This is a genomic window from Silvanigrella aquatica (assembly GCF_001907975.1).
Classification (GTDB): Bacteria; Bdellovibrionota_B; Oligoflexia; order Silvanigrellales; family Silvanigrellaceae; genus Silvanigrella; species Silvanigrella aquatica.
Genome location: NZ_CP017834.1, coordinates 1,774,784 through 1,795,044, shown reverse-complemented (window position 1 = coordinate 1,795,044; position 20,261 = coordinate 1,774,784). Strand labels below are relative to the sequence as shown.

Sequence of the window (20,261 nt, the reverse complement as noted above, 5' to 3'; positions counted from 1 at the left end):
TGTTATCCGCAAAATTGGCCTACCTTATTTATGAATGAAGATATCATTCCACAAAATAAAAATGATTTAAAAGAGATTGAAAAGTTAACCCAAAAAGATTTATCAAAAATGTCTGAAGATAAAATTAGAGAAAAAATTTTCAACTCCTATTATTTCATTGTTGATTTCTTTAGTAGCACAAAGGAAGAAGTACCTAAAGGTTGGTTTGATTCAAGAAAAAATCCCGAAAATTCCCTTTGGACAGGATTTCCTCCCGATTTAAAACGACAACCTTTAAAAATTCATTTTCCCTCATACAATTTAACAAGACTTGCCTATTTTACTTCAGAAGATCCCTATGTCTCTAGGTTAAATATTTGCCAAGGATTTTGGCAGCAAAATCGTTTACAAATGGCCTATGATTGCTTCTTCTTTTTGCAAATGGATTTAGCTAAAGATGGTGTGGCCATTTCTTCTTTAGTAAGGTTACAGGTCAATATTTTACACGCATTTTTCTTTTTATATTTGGCGACAAATGAAGAAAGTCAGCTTTTAGTTTGGAATGCAAAAACAGTTCCTCCTTCAACGCAAGCGTATACGGAGGGCGATCATTATTCAATGGCGCGCGTTTTGTTTTCCTATATAGCAACTAAAGTAGATGATTCTGTCTTTATGCCAAAAGAAAAAGTAGATGTGATTGAGCCAATCTATAAAGAGATATTAAATTCCCCTGTTTACTTTAAGCTTTCAAATAAAATTTCAAATAAAAAGACCTCAGTTACCTTATTAAAGGATCCCATAGATACATTAAAGTGGATTCAGACCGTCATGCCTATTGTGTATGCAAACGCTATGACAATGAATCAAGGAATCATGATTTGGGATCGTGCCTTTACTTCGGCCTATAAAATTGAAAATTATTTCCAATATTTTAATTACCCTCAAATGCCTGAAGAGTCTCCACTCGTTGTAAATAAACATATAAATACAGAAAGTGAAATTTATATTGCTCCCAAAAATAATACCGATCTCGTTGCTGCTGCCGATTTATTTCGTGCCAATGCGATGATTATTGCTCGTGATCCCGGAAAAGCCTTAGAATATGTTTCTGCTGGAATATTTAGAAAGGCACATCCTGAAATTTCAGCTCTTCTCTTTGATATTTCAGCAAATGCTTATTTTGATTTGGATTTGTTACGTTGGGCAAGAAGGTCTTATTCCTGGGCGGAACTTTATTCCAAAAGTTTTGCAAGTAAAGTACCAAGTTCTTTACTTTATGGAGCAGAAAGTGCGTATTGGTCAGGAAATTATGATGTTGCCAAAAATGGTTACGAACGATTTATTAAGCTCATTGGTGATCCCAAATATGCACCTTGGGCAAATTTGCGTTTAGCCGAAATTGCGGAACGAAAAGGAGAAAATGAAAGAGCGAAGGTTATTTATGAGCAAATTTTACGTAAATTTTATACTCATGAGGTCTCAAATGACGCTCAAGTCCGTTTATTTTGTCTTTACGAAAAAAAGTTAACTAAAAATACCAAAAGAGTTGAATATGAAAAAGTTATGGAAAAAATTAAAAATGCCCGGGATGTTTTAAAGAAACAAGCAAAAACTTGTATGCTTAGAGCCGATCTTACAAATATGCAAGATGATAGCTTTAAAGATAGCAAATTAAATGTTATTCAAAAATCTGAAATGCAAAAAAAAGCGATTCAATCCTATGCAAAAGAATTTCCTGACAGTGAGTTTCTTGTTCTTTTTACAGATCGACTTAAAGAGCTTGAGCTTGCAGAAGGAACTTTCTTAACCTCAAAAAACTCTTGCAATAAACTCATTGATTTTTATTCGAAAAACCGAAAGTCTTTAAATAAATTAGCAAAAAGTAATCACAAATATGTGAATGGGCTAAAATGGGACTCAGAAGATCGCTTAAAATTGTTACGTTGCAGCGCCTTTATCGGTAATATAAGTTTATGGAATGAATTGAGAAAATCCGAAATTGGGCAAGATGGTGAACCTCTGCAAAGTTATTTCTATAATTTATCCATTAGACCTTCCGTGGAAGTAGCCTTAACTACTTATCTTACCTTAAAAAAATCAAGTAAATCTTGGGTTTCAAAAATTAAAAAAATTGAAAAATCTAGTTTTGAAGTCACAAAAGCCGATGATTTTTGGGAAATGCTGACCTTACGTGAGCTTATGAAGTTTGATTTGCTCATGTCAAAATCATCAGAAAATTTGTTTAATAATGCTGTTTCTCAAGATTTTTTTAAAGATCCCAAACTCATTTATTCTTCTAATACCTTTTGTTTTTGGATGTTGCGTGCTTCACACCAATTTTCAAATAACCGTTGGGAATCTATTGCACAAACTAAAGATAAATCTATATGGTTGTTATTAAATACAAATTTAAAGGAACAAAAAGCATCACCTTGTGAATCTTCCTTTGCTAAGGCGTTGTTTAATGTTGCTTTAACGCGACCTACACCGTACTTAGATCAAAATATATTGTTACCTTATTTGGAGAATAGGGGTTTTGCAGTGGGCTCTGAGGACTGGCTCCACTATGTGCAAAGAATTGAAAAAGAAAGGGGTTATCAAGATAAAGAAGTTCAGGACATCTATCGTAAGCTATTGAAAGAAGGGAAGGAACCTCTTGTCAAAGAAGCGGCGGGGATGTGGATCAAAAAGAATCTGCCAGAAGAAGCCGATAAACTCTTATGGTAAGATGAATGTAAATATATTTTACCAAAAAGAGAGGTGTTCATGGGCAATATTGTGCATCTATCCCAAAAAAAACAAGAACGCGATCAAAAAAAACTTCATGCAAAAAAGAAACAGCCCGATGCTCAAACTATAAGATTATGGCGACTTTCTATGGAAATTGATGATCTTATCAAAAAGGGGGTCTTAGATGATTCATTGCCTCCTGATGAAATCGCAGCCATTTTGGCGCACAGACTTGGTACGTTAATTTCTTGTTGTGAAAAGCCAATTGATTTATCAAAGTTTTGCTGCAATATTATTGAGAGAATGAATTCAAATTGTATTACAGGTGAACCTGCATGACAGATGCTCTATTGTTTGATTGGAAAAAAGAAGATTATGTTGCTATAAGTGGTATGGTTGATGAACATGCAGATTTTAGTCCCTTATTTAATAAAAATCTAGAAAAATTATTTTTAGATTTAAAAAATGTCAATCGTATAAATAGCAGTGGTGTTAGACGTTGGGTTATTGCTTTAGAAAAACTTCGTGATGTAGAGCTTCATTATATTAATTGTTCCTTTTCCGTTGTCGAACAACTTTCTATGGTGCCTGAGTTTTTAACAAAAAAAAGCCATGTAGAATCATTTGATGCGCGTTACGTTTGTGAGAATTGCAATACTTCTCAAGTTGTCACTCTTGTTGTTGGCTATGATATTGAAGCAGGTCTCAGCAAATATCTCGATGGTCCCGATCGTTTGTGCCCTAATTGCAAAAGTAAAATGGAGTTTGATCACAATCCCGATAGTTATCTCTTTTTTTTAAGCAATTTACATAATAAGAAAAAATAATATTTTAATATATTTGCTTGCCGTTATTTTGGTTGCAATATATATCTCATAGTCAATGTGATTTTGATTGCGAGGTATTTATGGCAAATTTAAATGAATATAATTCCTGGTTGCTTTCCTTAAATCCTTTTGGATTAACAAAAAATGAAGAAATTAAAAATAAATTGGAATCACAAAATATTGAAGTTTATGATTTCACTCTTGGTGATCCCAAAGAACCAACTCCTTCCTTTATAATTGAAGCATTAAAAAATAATATCGATAATGTTAGTCAATACCCAACAAATGTGGGTATGTCGCAATTTCGTAAAGTATGTGCAAACTGGGCAAAACGAAGACTCTCCGTTGAGTTAAATCCCGAGTCGCAAATTATTTCATCAAATGGAAGTAAAGAGGCTATTTTTCATATTCATCAGGTTCTTTTAAATGCGGCATCGGCAAAGAGAATTGTTATATTTCCAGAACCAGGTTATCCCGTTTATAATGCAGGAACAATCTTATCGGGCGGTATTCCTTACGCGAATCCTTTGCGGAAAGAAAAAAAATATATTTTTGATCCCTCAGAAATTCCTCATGAAATTGCAAAAAAAGTGTCTGCAATTTGGTTATGTTATCCGCATAATCCAACAGGTGCTGTCATTTCTCAAACTGAAATGGAAAAAATATACGAGTGGGCTTTAAAATATAATATTGTTCTTCTTTCAGACGAATGTTACTTAGATATGTATTATGAAAATAAAATTGTTCCTGTGTCATTTTTAGAAATATCACAAAAAAATAATTATAAAAATGTTGTTTGCTTTTTTTCACTAAGTAAACGGAGTGGTATGACAGGATATCGTTCTGGTTTCGTTGCAGGAGATAATGAAATTATTTCTTTATTTGCAAAATACCGATTAAATGTAGGCTTAGGGACAGCTGATTTTGTTCAAAAAGCAGCTATGGTGGCATGGGAAGATAATGAACATGTGCGAGAAAGAAGTCTTATATTCGCAAATAAAAGAAAAGTTGTAGATAAATTTTTTGCAAAAAATAATATACACGTTTTACCCAGCAATGCTACTTTTTATGTCTGGGGAGATATCCCTGAAAACTATGACTCAGATAAAGAATTTACCAATGCTTTATTACTCGCAACAGGAATTATGGCGACTCCAGGTTCTGTTTTTGGAGAGTCCTGTTCGCGAAATTTTAGATTGGCTTTGGTTCCTACTATTGAAAAAATTAAAGAATGTTTTAATAAATGGCAAAATAAAATTGATTCCGGAGAATTTAAATTATGAAATCGCTATCTGTTCAAGAATTAACTCATCTACAAACACATGTTCACAATGCTTATTCTGATTCTGAACAGCTTAAAAATAAAGAAACACAAAATGCTATTGTTCAATGCTTGCGTTACCTTGAATCAGGGACTTTACGGGTAGCATCACCTCATGGGATGGAGGCCAACTGCGGTGAAGTGGAAATGAATCATTTGCAGCACTGGATAGTACATCCCTGGGTAAAACAATCCATATTATTAGCAATGAAAATGCGCACAGCGGAAACATTTTCTTGGGAATTAAAAAGTGAAATTAATAATACAATGCAAGGCCGTTCCCATGGTGGTTTGTTAACTTACCACGATAAATTTGATGTGAGAAATGATCTTGCCAAAGCCTCCGTTCGTTCCGTTTATGGTTCCATAGTTCGTGAAGGCGCTTTTATTTCAAAGGGTGTTATTTTAATGCCTAGCTTTGTAAATATTGGTGCGTGGATAGGTTCGGGAACTATGATCGACACTTGGGCCACAGCGGGCAGTTGTGCGCAAATTGGTAAAAACGTTCATGTTGCTGGTGGTGTTGGTATTGGAGGGGTTTTAGAGCCCGAAAATGCGCGTCCTGTGCTCATTGGTGACAACGCCTTCTTAGGCAGCCGTGTCATTGTCGTCGAAGGAACTATAGTTGGTGAGGGAGCTGTTTTGGGTGCTAATGTTTCTTTAACCTCTTCTACACCTATTTATGATGTTACGAACACAGAGCGTAAAGAATATCGTGGCTTCGTTCCGGCAAATGCCGTCGTCGTTGCGGGAACACGTATGAAAACATTTCCAGGCGGAGAAGTGCCTTTACAATGTGCTTATATTATTGCTTATCGCAGTGAAAAAACTGATTCTAAAGTCAGTTTAAACGATGTCCTTAGGGAAACAGGAATTGCTGTTTAATATAAAAATACAAGTTTTTTAAAATAAAAAGACTTGTATTTTTTACATATTTATTGAAATCTATTTTTTAAATTGATTTTCGCCAAGATAATTTTTGCTCAAGCCATCTGCTTAAACTCGTAAAAGCGAAGCAAATTATGAAATATATTATGGCGAGAAATATAAATATTTCTGCAGCATAATTTTGGGTGCGATTGTTAATTTGCTGTGCTACTTGTGTTATTTCTGATACCCCAACAATATATCCAAGAGATGTATCCTTAATTAAGGATACAAATTGATTTACAAAGGAAGGAATCATATTTCTAAGACCTTGTGGGAGAATAACGTAACGCATGCTTTGCCAATATGTTAATCCACTTGACATACAAGCTTCCGATTGCCCTCGGGGAATACTCGCAATACCTGCCTTTACAATTTGAGAAATGTAACAAGAAGTAAATATTGTTAAAGCACAAATAACAGTGCCGTTTTCGGGGAATTTTCCACCTGTCATTGCGGGCAATATAAAAAACATCCAGAAAATGACCATTAAAAGAGGCATGGCACGTATTAAATTTACAAACATACTAACTGGAATGCTTATAAATTTATTTCTTGAAATACACATAAGACCTAATATGAGACCACCTACAATGGATAGTAGCACAGATATAAATGCGAGAATTAAAGTTAAGGCCAATCCGCCCAGCGGGCCATTGGGGTAACGGCCAATCATAAATTGAAGAAAATTATTTGTTATGACTGAAAAATCGATAATACTGTCCATTTTAATGACTTCCTTTGCCCATAGGATTCAGGACTTTTTTATCATATATGTTTACCATTCCTGTAATTGCAAATGAAATACAAATATAAATAAAAGTAGCTGCAAAAAAGGCTTCAAAACTTTTAAAAGATTGGCTTTCAATTTGGCGTGCTTGGTAAGTTAATTCACCCACACCGATGACCATTGCCATTGAAGAGTTTTTTGCTAAATTTAAAAATTGATTTATAAGCGGAGGAATAGTCAAGCGGACAGCTTGCGGTAAGATAATATAATGCATAGATCGTATATATGTAAATCCACTGCTACGTGAAGCTTCCATTTGCTCTTTAGGTATAGCAAGAATTCCTGATCGAATATCTTCTGCAATAAATGCTGATGTATAAAAAGTAAGCGCAATAACAGCCGCGGCAAATTCAAAACTCATTTCATTTAGCCAGTTATTAACAAATGAGGGCAAAACTTGATATGAGCCAAAATACCAAAAAAAGAGTTGAACGATAAGAGGAGTGTTTCTTAGAAATTCCAGATAACACTGTGCAAAAAAACGCACAGGTGCAAACGGCATCATGCGCATTACCGCGATATTTAAACCTAAAAAAAATGCAAGGATGCACGAAATACTTGAGAGTTGAATTGTTGTAATAAAACCACTCCAAAGCATCTCTGCAAATTTTCCATGCAGGATAATCGAAAAATCAAAGTGAGATAAATTCATTGAACAGAATCCTGCTTGAAAGAGCTCATACAATCTATTTGTTAAGAAAAATCGTTACTTTATTGTATCTAATTTGCTGAAATTTTAAAATCTTTCTTCAAAGGGACGGAAGATTTAGGTCCAAACCATTTTGAAAAAATTTGTTCTGCTTTTTTATTATTTTCCATTTCAATGAGAGTGCTATTGACAATTTTAAGTAATTCCGGATTCTTTTTATTGACACCAATGCCATAAGGTTCTTTAGATATGTCAAAGGCAGGAATTTCAAAATCTTGTTTCTTTGTTGCTTTTGATAAAATGCCGGCTAGGATGGATTCATCGGTCGTAATGGCAAAAACTTTTCCTTGTTGGAGTGCAAGAAAGGCTTGAGGATAATCATCAAAAGATAGTACTTTTGCACTTGGTATTGCTTTAGCTACATTGAGTTCAGAAGTGGAACCTTTAGTAGTTCCAATCTTTTTACCTTCTAAGTCAGCTAATGATTTTACTGTTCCTTTTTTTGTTATAAATTTTTGTTTTGAAACAAAATAGGGGTAACTAAAATTAATTTGTTTCGCTCTTTCTTCTGTTATTGTCATAGTGCAAGCTAGTAGATCTACGTTTTCTTCTGTTAATAAAGGAATTCGATTTGCTGAAGTAACAGGTTTTAATTCTATTTTTACGCCGAGTTTATTTGCGACTTCTTTTGCAAAGTCTATATCATAGCCTTCGAGTGTGCGTGATTTTTCATTTACATATCCGAAAGGATATAGGGAATCTTTAACACCAACAACTAAAGTATTTTTCTTCTTAATTTCTTCCACATCTGCGTGAGCTGCAGAAAGAAGAGATAAAAAAGGAAGTGCAGAAATTGTAGCTAAAATAAGACGTCTACTCATTAACTTCATAAAATGACTCCTTGTAAAATTATGATTGCATGGGGGTTAACACTTGTTTCAAAAATTGTTGAGCACGCTGTGATTGGGGGTTATTAAAAAATTCATTTGGTGGCGCTTCTTCAACTATTTTCCCAAAATCGATGAAGACGACGCGATCGGCAACTTCACGGGCAAAACCCATTTCATGTGTTACGACCATCATCGTGATGTCGCCTTTAGCGAGATCTTTCATCACTTTTAAAACTTCGCCAATCATTTCGGGATCGAGCGCCGATGTGGGTTCATCAAAAAGCATTATTTTGGGCTGCATGGCGAGGCCGCGCGCAATGGCTACGCGCTGTTGTTGGCCACCAGAAAGTTGAGCAGGAAAGGCGTCTTTTTTATTTTCTAGACCCACCTTAGTCAGGAGTTCGATAGCAATATCTTCGGCCTCCTTTTTTTTCATTTTTTTAACTTTTATTGGGGCAAGAGTAATATTATTTAAAACAGAAAGATGTGGATACAGATTAAATTGTTGAAAAACAAAGCCAACTTCACTACGTAATTGGTTGATGTTTGTTTTTGAGTCTGAAACATTATAGCCATCAACTGTGAGTGTGCCGGAGCTTATAGATTCGAGCCCATTTACAGTTCTTATTAAAGTGGATTTTCCTGAACCTGAAGGACCGCAAACGACAACGACTTCTCCTTTTTTAACAAATAAGTTGATGTCATTTAAAACATGGAGTTTTTTATTATACCACTTATGAATGTCTTTGAACTCGATCATAGATTCGCCTTTTCTAAAGTTTTATTAACAATATCCATGCTATCACATCTTGTTTTAAGGAGATGTTATGCTTGAAATTTTTTTTGACAAAGGTACTCTTGTTGCGCAACATTACAATTGTGAATTTAACAAATATTTTGCTTTTTTCAAGTGGGACGAACGTATTCAATCGTATCGAGCGCCTGCTATTTTTTACAGAGAATTTGTTTTATCCTTGCGAGAGAAGAAAATTCCTTATATTGACAAGGCCAAAAGTTTTTTACCAAGTGAATTTCCAATTTCAGTTCCTATTACTCCTAGAATTTATCAAAATGAAGCTATATCTTCATGGATTGCAAAGGGTTCTCGAGGAGTTATTGTGCTGCCAACCGGTGCCGGGAAAACCATTCTTGCGGTTCTTGCTATCTCTCAAATTCAACGACCCACATTAATTCATGTTCCCACTTTAGATTTAATGAATCAATGGCGACAGATTTTAGAAAAATTTTTTCAAAGACCAATTGGACAAATTGGTGGCGGAATTTTTATAGAAGAATCAATTACAGTTGCCACATATGATTCTGCTTTAATTCATGTATCGAATCAAGGTAACAAATTTGGTTTTATTATTTTTGATGAATGTCATCATTTGCCAAGCGATCAAATGCAATACACCGCAATAAGTTCTTTAGCTCCTTTTCGCTTAGGGCTTACAGCTACTCCTGAACGATCCGATGGAAAAGAAAAAAGACTTTACGAATTATGCGGTTCTCTTTGTTATGAAGTGGGCATTAAAGAGTTAGAAGGGTTTACGTTATCGCCATATGATGTCGTCACGATTGAAGTTGAAATGAGTCAAATAGAAAAAACTCAGTATGAAGAATCTAGAAAAATATATTTGAGCTTTTTAAAGGAAAATAACATTAATTTTAATCAAAAAGGAGCTTGGCATAGATTTTTATGGCTTGCAAGTAAAAAAACGAATGGCAGGGAAGCTTTTTTATCTTATTTAAAACAAAAAAAATTATCTCAATCTTCAGAAAACAAGTTTTTATATGTCTGGGATCTTATTTGTAAACATAAAAATGATCGTATTATTATTTTTACACAGGACAATGAAAGCGCGTATCATATTGGAAGGAAATTTTTACTTCCGGTAATTTCTCATCATACAAAAACGAAGGAACGTGAGTTATTTTTAAATTCATTTCGTGAAGGAAGTTATAAAATATTAGTTACTTCAAAGGTTTTAAATGAAGGTGTGGATGTACCTGATGCTAATGTTGCAATCGTTGTTTCGGGAAGTGGCACAGTCAGGGAACATGTACAACGTTTAGGACGTATTTTAAGGGCTAAAGAAGGTAAAAAAGCAGTTTTATATGAGTTAATTTCTGCAGGAACTGGTGAATATTTTGTCAATCAAAGAAGGAGAATGCACAGCGCCTATGAAAAAGGAACTTCTGAATTATAAAATTACTAAAGGAAAAATAATTCCGAATTTTATAAATGCCAATGATCCCAATTTGCTTGAATTTGCAAATAGTTTAATTAAAATAGGATCAAATTCAATTGGTTTGACAAAAGCAGAAATTGATATTGAGTTGAATAGTGCTGCAAATTTATTTCATATTGATGATATTATAAAAAAAGGGTTAATCAGTATTATATTTGATCGATTTTATTTTGAATCTTCATTTGAAGGAGATATTTCGGAATTGAGGAATAAGGTTTTTATTTTATCAAGTCAAAAAATATCTGAAATTGAAGAAAATTCTTATGAAATTTATAAAGATAAAATATGTAAAATTTTAGACATTAATAAAGATAATTTAGAAAACATACTATATTCAGATCTTCCTGAATTAAATAAGGCTTCAAAATTTAAAATAGTTGAAGCAACTGAGTTATTAAATCGGTACAATATCTATTTAATTAAAGGTTTTCTTTTTTTCTGTGAATCAATACAAATTAAAATTCCTAATCAGAATGTTTTAAAATCAGATTTAAGATATCTTCTAAAACAAATAAAATTTTACCAACTTTCTTCTCAAATAACGATGAATAATAATTTTATTGAAATTAGTTTAGATGGCCCTATGTCTATGTTTTTAAATACTCATAAATACGGCATGAATTTAGCCTCTTTTTTTCCTGCTCTTATCTTGTTAAGTAAATGGGAACTTACTGCTCAAATTGAATTAGGAAAATCCTCTAGAAAAAAAGGGATCTTAAATTTAAATCAAGATGCTGCTCTTATATCATATTATAAAACTTATTCATCCTACATCCCCGAAGATTTTTTATTATTTGAAAACAATTTTATTGAAAAAAGTAATGATTGGAAAATATCTTCAGAATTTGATGATATTTTGTTTGATGGGGTAAATTATTTTTTTCCAGATTATAAGTTTTTATTGGAGAATAAGAAAATTGTTTATTTAGAATTATTTCATTCATGGCATAAGCATAATTTAAAAATAAGGTTAGTAAATATGAATAAAAATAATTCAATTTTACTGATAATTGGGGTTGCAAAAAATTTATTAAAAGATCCTGAAATTAAAAATTTATTAGATGCGAATTTAAATATAGATAGTAAAGTTTTTATTTTTAGAGAATTGCCAACAGTGACTCAAGTTTTGCAAAAGCTGTCCTTATTTTGACATTTTTATGACAACAAATTGACTTTAATGTTATACCAAATATTTATAGATTATATAAAATGTTAATAATTCAAGAATTTTTTAAATGGTTTCTACTTTTAGGAAATGAATTGATTGATAATTGGAATTTTCTTGCGCTATAGGAGAATTGTTCATTATGTTAATTAAGCGTAAATTATTAATGATATATTCTATATTATCAATATCATTTTTTTCACATTCTGTGAGTGCACAAGATTTTACTTTAGTCACCCAAGAATTTCATGGTCAGACGGATAGATGGGCGGATGATCAAATGGGTGGTTTAGGTGGTGAAATTGTCACAAAAGCTTTTGCCGCCGCGAAATTGAAATTTAAAATTAATTGGATGCCTTGGAAACGCGCACAAGATGCAGTACTTGAAAATTCAGAAAAAAACGCCTTTATTTTACCCTTAACAAGGAATAAAACTCGTGAATCAAAATATAATTGGGTTGTAAAAATTTATGATAATGAAACTGCATTTTATACATTGAAAAAAAATAAGCCCATAAATGATATGTCTGATGCCCAAGGGAAAAAAATTGGAGTTTTACTCGCATCTTCATATGAATTAACAATATTAGATCCTAAGAATGGATTTAAAAGAGAAAATATTATTTCCTACCCAAAAGATTCTTTACTTATTAAAAAATTAGAATCTGGTGCTATTGATGCTTGGTATACAGGTATTATGGGCGCTGCTATTATAATACATGATGAAAAATTAAATTCAAAGCATTTTTTTCATGGTAAAACTATAGATAAAGAAGCAAATTATTTAGCTACTTCTAAAAAAACTTCAAAAGAAATTACTAATAAAGTCCAGAAAGCCGTAGAAAAATTTAAAAAAACACCTGAATTTAAAGCATTAGTTAAAAAATACTATGGAAAAAATTATTAATCTTAATAATTTAGCGTCAATTTTTTGACAAAAAATAATGATATTTAATTAATAAAAATGATACTATTTTACATTAATTTCAAAAACGTACAGGAGGATTTTATTTATGAAAAATGTAAAGTGGATTTTTAAAGTTTCAATATTATGCTCACTTTTTTCTTTTGCCGCAAAAGCAGAAGAAATCACAATTGTGACTGAAAATTTTCCTTCAGAGACTGATAAAATTGAAGAAAATAAAGTAGGTGGTATTGCAGGAGAAATCATTACAAAAGCTTTAGAAGCTAAAAATATTACTTATAAAATGAATTGGCTTCCTTGGAAAAGATCCCAACAGGAAACTCAAGACAATACAGATAAAAAAACATTTATTATTCCGTTGACACGTAATAAAGAAAGAGAAGCAAATTACACCTGGGTTGCAAAGTTATATGATGCAGATACCTCTTTTATTTCCTATGAAGGTAGTAAGAAAATAAATTCTTTTGCTGAAGCAAAAGGAAAAAAAATTGGTGTTTTATCAGGTTCTTCCTATGAAGGAACTATTGTTGATCCTAAAAATGGACTAAATAAAGCGGAAATTGAGGCTGTTCCTAATGACGCGACCAATGCGCGAAAATTGGAAGCTGGAAAAATCGCAGGCTGGTATACGGGCGTCATTGGTGGTATTGCTGTGATAAATGCTGAAAAAATGAGTATTGCTAAATTTGGTATTGGTAAAAAAATTGATAGAGAAGAAAATTATCTTGCCACAGCTAAGAGCACACCTGCTGACTTAGTCGCAAAAGTAAAGAGTGCTATAGATGCATTTAAAAAGACAGCTCAATATAAAGAAATTATTAAGAAATATTCTGGAAAATAGAAAATCTAGTAATCCAATATTATAAGAATAATTTCTCAATAAAAACAAATAGATAGAAAACAATTTCCATTTCTACTTCAAACACAACTTATTTTAATAAATAAAACAAATAAACCTCCGATAATAAGTTCTGTAGTTATGACTTTAAATTTAGAATTTTAAAGTTTAAATATCATAATTAATTTTATATTTTGAGGCAATCTTGAATATTAATCTGAAATCATTGAGTGCTAAAATTATTCTTGCAACAATACCTATTGTATTTATTACAATGAGTTTGTATTTCGCATATCAGCTATTTAGCAACAAACAAAAATTTCAAGAGGATTTTGATAAAGCAATTATTAATTCTGTGACAATATTAAAACCTGCTTTATCTGCAAACATATATAATTTAGAAAAGCAGAATCTATTAAATTCTATAAAAGGTTTGTATATTAATAGTGATATTTCTAAAGTGATGATTTTTTCAGAAAAAAAAGTATATTTTCTTGGAGTAAATAAAAAGGAAGATGGGAGTTTGTCCGATTTAACGGGCGATTTAAAACTAATTGATTTTACTAAAAATCAAGATTTAAAAAGTTTAGTAGGATTTGAAGTTTATAATATGAATAATTCGCGAATATATATATCCGCAATAACTGATAAGGAATCCTCAAGAGTTGATGGTGTTATTATCATTCAGGCTGATTTAAAAAATTTAAATTATCATATTTTGAAATTAATTTTTAGCGCATTTTTAGGTTTATCATTTTGTATATTTTCAATAATTATTTTATTATTTATTATTTTAAATAAAAAAATATCAAAACCACTTGAGCATCTTGCTTATGATATTGGAAAAGAATCGGAAGATGTTTATGCGACAAACATAAAACTAATTAAATCATTTAAGAAAGTCTCAGATTTGTCTAATTCACAAAAAGAATCTATGGATAAAATCCAAATGCAGATGAATCAAATGATCGAATCTGTCCTAAAAACTAAGAAAAATGCTGAAGATTGTAATACTATTGTTGAGACATTAAATAAGAAGACTCATGAAGGTAATAACATTATATCAATTATGAAGAATTCAGTAGATATGATTGCAAAGTCAAGTGAAAATTTAAATAGCATATCAAAAATAATTGATGATATTTCAATAAAAGCAGCGGTAATAAATAAAATTGTAATGAAAACAGAATTATTATCATTAAATGCATCAATTGAATCCGCTCGTGCCGGTGCCTTAGGTAAGGGATTTTCTGTGGTGGCTGAAGAAGTGGGCAACTTAGCTCAGATGAGTGGCAAAGCAGCGAAAGAAATTGAGGGATTAATAATCGAAAGTCAAAAGGTTTCTCAAAGCGTGATTATAGAAATGAATGAGAGTGTCAATGCTATTAAAAGCAATGCTCTAAATGTGTCTAATTCTTTTAAAGAGATATCGAGTGAGGTGGTAAATATATTAGAAAATACGAAAGATATTTATACTTCTTCAAATTCTCAAAATGAAACTATAAATAATGTTATGATTTCTGTAAACGATTCTGGTAAGTTAAATTTGGATACTTTTACTGAAATGAAAGATTTATCTGAATATGCAAATGAATTGAGTAAGCAAAGCGATAATTTAAAGCGAGTTATGGAATTAATGAACCTAATTATTATTGGTAATAAAGTCGAAAAATAATTTTTTAAAAAAATTGAAGTAAACCAAAACTCAATCCGTTTGTATGAAATGGCGATATTGTTTCAGCATAATCTAATCTTATAGCAATTTTATTCACTTTTTTTAATGGTAAGCGAATACCAAAGCCATAGCTGCTCACCAATTTTTGAGTTAATATATCGTTTATATCATTTGTAATAGTACCCGCATCAAAAAAGGGAACCAATTGCAATCCAATGTAATTATTTTCCCATACTGTGTATCGAAATTCTGAATTGCTAAAAATAACATATTTTCCAAAAAATTGACTATAATTAAATCCTCTAATTATATCGAGTCCTCCAATAAAATATTTCCTATAATTATTATTTGAAGTTGTCATTAAATTGCCAAGACGGAAAGCAAAATAAGAATTTTTAAGAGAATCAATTTTATAAAATCCAATGAGAATATTTTTGATATCAGTGAAATCGTCACCATTATTATTTCCCTGATATAAATTCGCTGTAGTGTTTAAAACAGAAGATAATAAAATACCATCTTCTGCAAGATCGTCATAATTAATGACACCTAAACTTAATCTGATTTGCAATGCAAATGTTTCAAAGTTGTTTGGAGCAATAATATTATTTTGCTGGTTTATACTTAATTCAGATGAATTTAGATCAGCATTTATACTATGATAATTTTGGAATAATATTCCTCCACCTAATTGAAAATAATCATTGAATTGCCATTTTTCATAAATATTAAAAATATTTTGTTGATAAGATAAATATCCATTTATTTGATTATTGGGATTGTAATATATTTCTTTTTTATTTTCTATTTGAGCTGATATTCCTGTTAATAAAGGTAAATTTAATGTGTATTTATTTATAAATGTTAGTGATAAATTAGGTTCATTATTTTCCATTTTATATATAATATTTGTTGTGTAAAGATTATTTAAAAAATTGCTATCAAATAAACCAATTGCATAATAAGAAGAACCTCCTCCTGAACCCACCATAATATATGGAATAAGAGTCCATTTCTTCTCCATTTTAAACAATACATCTATTTTATTTGTGTCTTTATCTTTTTGGGTTTCCGCTGTAACAGGATTAAAGACCGTGGTGTTTTTTAAATGTTGAACAGCTTTTTGTATTTTTTGTTCTGTATAATCTTCACCTGTTTTGAGTTCAGCTATGGATAGCAGGAGATCTCTAGAAATATCAAATTCATCTGAAAATTCGATTTTGCCAATTTGTAAATTTTCTGCAAAAACGTTTTGTAACGAGGTTATAAGCGCTATAATTAATATCAAATTCCTTATAATTTTCAAAATAAAATCCTTTATGCTTGAAAATGGATAAATATTTTATGTTTTTATCACTTTTTTTATATTTAATCAATTTTTTGGGGTTAGATTTTCAAGAGAAACGAGTTGTGAGGGAAATTTAGTTTTTTCAGTTCTAAAAGTAACAAGGTTAAATCATATTTTTTAGTGCTCAATGCTTAAAAAAAGCCCTACAAAGCTAATAAACTTTGTAGGGCTTTTTGTTAGGCAATTGTTGAGCCAAGAATAGCGATTCCTAATAAAAGAAATATGTAATATTTAACCATATGAAACTCCTTAATAATTGTGTATTCACGAAAGGTTTTTACATTCTAATTAATATTTTTTATTAAATCAACAGTTATTTGTTAATTTAATATTATTATATAAATAGTATATATAATACAGTATCTTATACATTATGTTTTATTGTATACGTTAAGTTAAAATTCAATAAGTTAACAAGGATTTGTTAACTTAACGTTATTTATGATTTTTTTTAAATACTTCTGTTATTGTAGGTGCTTAGTGAATTTGGGCTACACGTAATCTCATGAATTAATTAGATTTTGCCGCTTTTTTGAAGGCTTCTACGATGTGAGGATCGGCGTTGATATGAAATGCAATATACAGATTTCCATCGAATTGTTTTGCTTCTGTTGCTACCTCAACAATGCTAGGATCGGCTTTTAGCTCTTTTAGTTTTGCTGCGATTCCTTCGTCTGTTTCAATGATAAGATCGCATCTATGTTTCAAAAATTTTTGTACATTTGTTGTTTGTTCCGTTGTTTCTTCTAAGTTTTTAAAATGATATCCGAGTAAATAATCATGTCTGGCGTCGTGTCTTACAACACATGTTGAATATTTTTTGGCATCTTCTACACTATTTATTCTTATTTTTGTTGCTTTGAGTTTGTAAAAATTAAAAGTTTGTTTAAATGCTAAAATAGGATATTGAAATATTTTCATACGTTCTTTTGTTTTTACTAGTGGGAATATCATCGTATTTTTGCCTTTTGCCGCCTCTACATAGGATCTTGCCCAAGGAAACACATTGACTCTATTTGGATTGATTTTTAGTTTTTGAAGTATTTTAAGAACTTGATTTCCAATATCTCCCCCTAATTTTTTATTAGAATCGAGAGTGACATAGGGGGGGTTATTTTCTGTATATATTTGAAGTTCATCAAAGCTTTGTGCATGGATCTTAAAATTGATCAAGGATATTAAAATCACTATTAAAATTCTCATTTATGACCTCAAAATTTATTTTAATTTATTTTATTTAAATAATTTTCACTTTGAAAGTCATAAATGTGACATGGTAATTATTAAGATTACCATAACCGTTTATTCTGCAGTTGCCGTAGCTCCTGCTCCGCGACGACCCGACTTGGTTGCTGAAGGAAGTGCTTGGGAAGTACCCGGAAGAGATTTAACAGAGTCTTCACTGGCATCATTTTCGGCAGAAGAACCTGTTTTGAGGATATTGGCGCGCGCGCGGATGGCGGCTTCAATTTTTGCCATTGTTTCGGGATGTTCACGCAAATATTCTTTTGCATTCTCGCGTCCCTGACCTAGGCGCTCGCCATTGTATGTAAACCATGTCCCGCTTTTTTGAATGATTTCTGTGTCAGGTGCTGAAGCGATATCGAGAACGTCGCCTTCTTTGCTGATACCTTGACCAAACATAATGTCAAATTCAACTTCTTTAAAAGGTGCTGCCACTTTGTTTTTAACCACTTTGACTTTAGTACGGTGTCCTGTGGTGTCGTTGCCGTTTTTAATAGCGGCAGCGCGGCGCACTTCGAGGCGTACGGAAGAATAAAACTTGAGAGCTTGGCCGCCTGTTGTGGTTTCGGGGTTGCCAAATACCACTCCAATTTTCATGCGCACTTGGTTGATAAAAACGACACTGCAATTGGTTTTTGAAATACTTCCTGTGAGTTTGCGAAGAGCTTGACTCATCAGGCGCGCTTGAAGGCCCATATGGCTATCTCCCATTTCCCCTTCAATTTCAGCGCGTGGCGTGAGTGCGGCAACAGAGTCCACAACGATGAGATCGACAGCGCCACTGCGGACAAGCATGTCCACGATTTCAAGTGCTTGTTCGCCATTGTCGGGCTGTGAAACCAAAAGATCTGAGGTGTTTACCCCAATTTTGCGTGCATAGCTGACATCAAGAGCATGCTCGGCGTCAATGAAGGCGGCAATACCGCCCTTCTTCTGGCATTCAGCAATGGCATGAAGTGTGAGTGTGGTCTTTCCGCTGGATTCTGTTCCGTAAATTTCAACAATACGTCCTTTGGGAATACCGCCTACGCCGAGTGCAATATCAAGGCTTAAGGAGCCTGTTGGAATAACCTGTATTTCCTGAGCTATTTTAGATTCGTCCGAGAGACGCATAATAGTCCCTTTGCCAAACTGCTTTTCTACAGATTGGAAGAGGGTTTCAAGTGCTTTAAACTTATTGGCATTGGTTTCATTCGCAGACATGGGATTCTCCTTATATTGCAAAGATAAATTGCACGTGCTTAGGTATAAAGGCGTATTTGATAACGTGCAACCAGTGACGTATGTAAGATTCTTCGGGAAGGAAGGATACCATACATTTGTATTGTTCACCTTTTCATAACGCTTGTTCAGTTTCAATTCAAGTGGGGCAGGTGTATTTTCTAAGTGGAGTGATTCTATTCCTGTTTTGAATGGAGAATCGTGATGGTGAATGTTGGAAATATTGAGAAAAAAGTGGCTGTGTTATTTGGAGGGCGATCCAGTGAACATGAAATTTCACTGCGTTCTGCTCTTTTTATTTTAAAAAACATTCCCGAAAAATATCAAATTATTCCTGTTGGAATAAATAGAAGTGGAATGTATTTTAGCTTAGAAGGATTTTTTAAATCAAAGGATTTTTCTGAATCTACAGTTGAAGATCTTGCTATTATAATAGCAGGAAAAGTTCCTAAAAATTTTTCAGGGAAGCGTAATTTAAAAAGCCTTTTGTTACCTTATATTGCCTCGGAAATTCAAAATGATTCTCCTCATTTCACTTATTCCTCATCATCAAACCAAGAAAAATACCGTATTTTAAACTTGGATGCGTCCTGCTTTTTTCCCGTTCTTCATGGGCAAAATGGAGAGGATGGGCGTTTGCAGGGACTTTTTGAACTGGCAGAAGTAGCCTATGTCGGATGCGATATTCGCTCGAGCGTTGTGGGAATCGATAAAGACCTTCAAAAGCGCTTGGCAAGGGAAGCGGGGGTGGGTGTTGCAAAGTATGAAGTGGTTGATATTGAAGCGTTTGAAACCAATTTGCAAAATACATTGGACTGCATCGAAAAAAATATAGGATATCCCTGTTTTATTAAGCCTAACGCTTTAGGTTCTGCCGTGGGGACGGGACGTGCCAAAAGTCGGGGTGAGCTCGAAAAACTATTAAAAGAAGCCCTTTCCTTTGATCAAAAAGCTCTTGTTGAAGAACCTATGGTGGGTACTGAAGTGGAATGTGCCTTTTTGGGGACAGCATACGCCCCGCGCATTACAGTAGCAGGAGAAATTGCGACGAAGGATTTTTACTCTTATGAGGAAAAGTATGCCAGTGCTTCGGAAGCAGAGCAGTTCATTCCAGCAAGGCTTTCGCCAGAGCGTATGAAGGAACTTTGTGAAATGGCCAGAAAAGTGGCTACAATTACAGGGATTTCGGGACTTTGTCGTATTGACTTTTGGAACTGTAAGAATTCAAATCAATTTATATTTAATGAAATAAATACCTTGCCCGGTCTTACCTCAATTAGCATGTTTCCTAAGCTTTGGGAGCAGGAAGGTGTTATGGGAGCGCAATGGATTGAAGAAACTATAGAAGGTGCTTATCTGCGTAAAAAACGTATGGATAAATGCCAATATGGGATTAAAGCCTCAATCTAGCCCCCTTGTTCTCTCAAAAGCATAAAAATGGCTATTGAAATCCTATGAAAAATCAGATAGCACAGAGCG

General features: G+C 32.7%; 18 protein-coding genes. 11 read left to right on the top strand and 7 right to left on the bottom strand.

Translation table 11 applies throughout. The annotated features are described in order from the left end of the window. The first annotated feature begins 30 nt into the window (after window positions 1–30). The 5 genes from AXG55_RS07485 (at window position 31) to AXG55_RS07465 (ending at window position 5,742) form a co-directional block, all read left to right on the top strand. Entirely contained in the window at window positions 31–2,706 is a 2,676-nt protein-coding gene (locus tag AXG55_RS07485) for a tetratricopeptide repeat protein (protein ID WP_148697503.1), read from the top strand. A 39-nt stretch (window positions 2,707–2,745) separates the two neighbouring features. Beyond that, complete coding sequence (locus AXG55_RS07480) at window positions 2,746–3,048, top strand: hypothetical protein (protein WP_148697502.1); 303 nt, start codon at window positions 2,746–2,748, stop codon at window positions 3,046–3,048. Beyond that, window positions 3,045–3,536: a hypothetical protein gene (locus AXG55_RS07475; protein ID WP_148697501.1), complete on the top strand. Its 492-nt coding sequence runs from the start codon at window positions 3,045–3,047 to the stop codon at window positions 3,534–3,536. The genes AXG55_RS07480 and AXG55_RS07475 overlap by 4 nt, the downstream gene beginning before the upstream one ends. 80 nt (window positions 3,537–3,616) lie before the next feature. Continuing rightward, the gene (locus AXG55_RS07470; protein WP_148697500.1) at window positions 3,617–4,819 is read left to right on the top strand and encodes an aminotransferase class I/II-fold pyridoxal phosphate-dependent enzyme; all 1,203 of its coding nucleotides are present in this window, start codon (window positions 3,617–3,619) and stop codon (window positions 4,817–4,819) included. Beyond that, window positions 4,816–5,742, top strand: coding sequence for a 2,3,4,5-tetrahydropyridine-2,6-dicarboxylate N-succinyltransferase (locus AXG55_RS07465; RefSeq protein ID WP_148697499.1), 927 nt, complete (start codon window positions 4,816–4,818; stop codon window positions 5,740–5,742). Before AXG55_RS07470 ends, AXG55_RS07465 begins: the two co-directional genes overlap by 4 nt. Window positions 5,743–5,809: 67 nt before the next feature. Here the strand turns inward: AXG55_RS07465 and AXG55_RS07460 are convergent, their stop codons facing one another. The 4 genes from AXG55_RS07460 to AXG55_RS07445 all read right to left on the bottom strand — a co-directional run bounded on the left by AXG55_RS07460 (window position 5,810) and on the right by AXG55_RS07445 (window position 8,873). Next, complete coding sequence (locus AXG55_RS07460) at window positions 5,810–6,511, bottom strand: amino acid ABC transporter permease (RefSeq protein ID WP_233231068.1); 702 nt, start codon at window positions 6,509–6,511, stop codon at window positions 5,810–5,812. A 1-nt stretch (window position 6,512) separates the two neighbouring features. Beyond that, the gene (locus AXG55_RS07455; RefSeq protein ID WP_148697498.1) at window positions 6,513–7,226 is read right to left on the bottom strand and encodes an amino acid ABC transporter permease; all 714 of its coding nucleotides are present in this window, start codon (window positions 7,224–7,226) and stop codon (window positions 6,513–6,515) included. A gap of 68 nt (window positions 7,227–7,294) precedes the next feature. Then, complete coding sequence (locus AXG55_RS07450) at window positions 7,295–8,113, bottom strand: ABC transporter substrate-binding protein (protein WP_233231067.1); 819 nt, start codon at window positions 8,111–8,113, stop codon at window positions 7,295–7,297. A gap of 19 nt (window positions 8,114–8,132) precedes the next feature. Next, a complete protein-coding gene (locus AXG55_RS07445) occupies window positions 8,133–8,873 on the bottom strand; it encodes an amino acid ABC transporter ATP-binding protein (protein WP_148697497.1) in 741 nt (246 codons plus the stop codon). Between the two features lie 67 nt (window positions 8,874–8,940). Between AXG55_RS07445 and AXG55_RS07440 the strand changes: the two genes are divergently transcribed. From AXG55_RS07440 to AXG55_RS07420, 5 genes are all read left to right on the top strand, one after another. Further along, complete coding sequence (locus AXG55_RS07440; protein ID WP_148697496.1) at window positions 8,941–10,323, top strand: DEAD/DEAH box helicase; 1,383 nt, start codon at window positions 8,941–8,943, stop codon at window positions 10,321–10,323. Beyond that, window positions 10,298–11,515: a DUF790 family protein gene (locus tag AXG55_RS07435; protein ID WP_233231066.1), complete on the top strand. Its 1,218-nt coding sequence runs from the start codon at window positions 10,298–10,300 to the stop codon at window positions 11,513–11,515. The genes AXG55_RS07440 and AXG55_RS07435 overlap by 26 nt, the downstream gene beginning before the upstream one ends. 157 nt (window positions 11,516–11,672) lie before the next feature. Next, window positions 11,673–12,437 (top strand): substrate-binding periplasmic protein, encoded by a 765-nt coding sequence (locus AXG55_RS07430; RefSeq protein ID WP_148697494.1) that lies wholly within the window; start codon window positions 11,673–11,675, stop codon window positions 12,435–12,437. Window positions 12,438–12,543: 106 nt separating this feature from the next. Further along, window positions 12,544–13,296 carry a substrate-binding periplasmic protein gene (locus AXG55_RS07425; protein WP_148697493.1) on the top strand — a complete coding sequence of 251 codons (753 nt, stop codon included), beginning with the start codon at window positions 12,544–12,546 and terminating at the stop codon, window positions 13,294–13,296. Between the two features lie 202 nt (window positions 13,297–13,498). Further along, a complete protein-coding gene (locus tag AXG55_RS07420; protein ID WP_148697492.1) occupies window positions 13,499–14,968 on the top strand; it encodes a methyl-accepting chemotaxis protein in 1,470 nt (489 codons plus the stop codon). Window positions 14,969–14,972: 4 nt separating this feature from the next. Here AXG55_RS07420 and AXG55_RS07415 read toward each other — a convergent pair whose 3' ends face one another. The 3 genes from AXG55_RS07415 to recA form a co-directional block, all read right to left on the bottom strand. Next, window positions 14,973–16,274, bottom strand: a complete 1,302-nt coding sequence (locus AXG55_RS07415) for a POTRA domain-containing protein (RefSeq protein WP_233231065.1) — start codon at window positions 16,272–16,274, stop codon at window positions 14,973–14,975. A gap of 552 nt (window positions 16,275–16,826) precedes the next feature. Beyond that, window positions 16,827–17,519, bottom strand: a complete 693-nt coding sequence (locus AXG55_RS07410; protein WP_148697490.1) for a substrate-binding periplasmic protein — start codon at window positions 17,517–17,519, stop codon at window positions 16,827–16,829. 99 nt (window positions 17,520–17,618) lie between these two features. Beyond that, complete coding sequence (recA, locus tag AXG55_RS07405) at window positions 17,619–18,764, bottom strand: recombinase RecA (RefSeq protein WP_148697489.1); 1,146 nt, start codon at window positions 18,762–18,764, stop codon at window positions 17,619–17,621. A 222-nt stretch (window positions 18,765–18,986) separates the two neighbouring features. On the opposite strand from recA, the gene AXG55_RS07400 reads away from it, so the two are divergent. After that, complete coding sequence (locus tag AXG55_RS07400) at window positions 18,987–20,192, top strand: D-alanine--D-alanine ligase family protein (RefSeq protein ID WP_148697488.1); 1,206 nt, start codon at window positions 18,987–18,989, stop codon at window positions 20,190–20,192. Window positions 20,193–20,261 lie beyond the last annotated feature (69 nt).